Origin of the sequence: Acinetobacter sp. YH12227 (assembly GCF_013417785.1) — a bacterium.
In the GTDB taxonomy this organism is placed as follows: domain Bacteria; phylum Pseudomonadota; class Gammaproteobacteria; order Pseudomonadales; family Moraxellaceae; genus Acinetobacter; species Acinetobacter gandensis.
Genome location: NZ_VPDH01000182.1, coordinates 1 through 1,150, shown reverse-complemented (window position 1 = coordinate 1,150; position 1,150 = coordinate 1). Strand labels below are relative to the sequence as shown.

At 51.0% G+C, this 1,150-nt stretch carries 1 protein-coding gene and 1 pseudogene; both read left to right on the top strand.

The genetic code is table 11. The annotated features are described in order from the left end of the window. Positions 1 to 425: pseudogene (locus FTV09_RS17815) on the top strand (IS3 family transposase); the annotation flags it as partial. Between the two features lie 247 nt (positions 426 to 672). Then, positions 673 to 1,150 (top strand): MFS transporter (locus FTV09_RS17810; protein WP_128999406.1); only part of this gene is annotated, 478 nt, incomplete at its 3' end.

Below are 1,150 nucleotides of genomic sequence, written 5' to 3'. Positions count from 1 at the left end.
GAGCAAAGCGAGATTTACATGACTTGCATCATGCTGAGGAGATTAAACGAATTTGGAAGGAAAGTTCAGGTCGGTATGGTGTACGTAAAGTCTGGCAAAAACTGAAACGTGAAGGCTATATTATTGCGCGCTGTACTGTTGCTCGATTAATGCAAAAGCTAGGTATAAAAGGTGTTTGGCGTGGTAAGAACAAACAAACCACCCGTAGCCGAGATGATCAAAAACGAGCGGATGACTTGGTAAAACGTAATTTTACTGCTGATCATCCTGACCAACTGTGGGTGAGTGACTTTACGTATATTCAAACAAATTCAGGCTGGGTTTATACTGCATTTATTATTGATGTGTTCTCACGAGCAATTGTTGGATGGAAAGTATCGACACGGATGAATACAGATATGGTGCTCGATGCATTGGAGCAAGCATTTAGGGCGGCAGAGGGGGCTGGAACGCTGAGTGCGCCCATGCCGCATTGCGAAGCAAAAGATAATCGGATAAAATGTAGCAATTCATATTCGTAAGCGTGGAGTAATCAGATGGGAAATTCCAAGTCAGCAGACAAGTAAGCCGCAACAACCAGTATTGTTGTTGCGGCGCTCTGTAAGGCTAGTCTCATCTGATTGCTGACGAGCAGACGTCGCCCGGTATTCCTTAATCGAGGGTTGATTCGTCATGACCACCACACGCCCCGCGTGGGCCTATACGCTGCCGGCAGCACTGCTGCTGATGGCTCCTTTCGACATCCTCGCTTCACTGGCGATGGATATTTATCTCCCTGTCGTTCCAGCGATGCCCGGCATCCTGAACACGACGCCCGCTATGATCCAACTCACGTTGAGCCTCTATATGGTGATGCTCGGCGTGGGCCAGGTGATTTTTGGTCCGCTCTCAGACAGAATCGGGCGACGGCCAATTCTACTTGCGGGCGCAACGGCTTTCGTCATTGCGTCTCTGGGAGCAGCTTGGTCTTCAACTGCACCGGCCTTTGTCGCTTTCCGTCTACTTCAAGCAGTGGGCGCGTCGGCCATGCTGGTGGCGACGTTCGCGACGGTTCGCGACGTTTATGCCAACCGTCCTGAGGGTGTCGTCATCTACGGCCTTTTCAGTTCGATGCTGGCGTTCGTGCCTGCGCTCGGCCCTATCGCCGGAG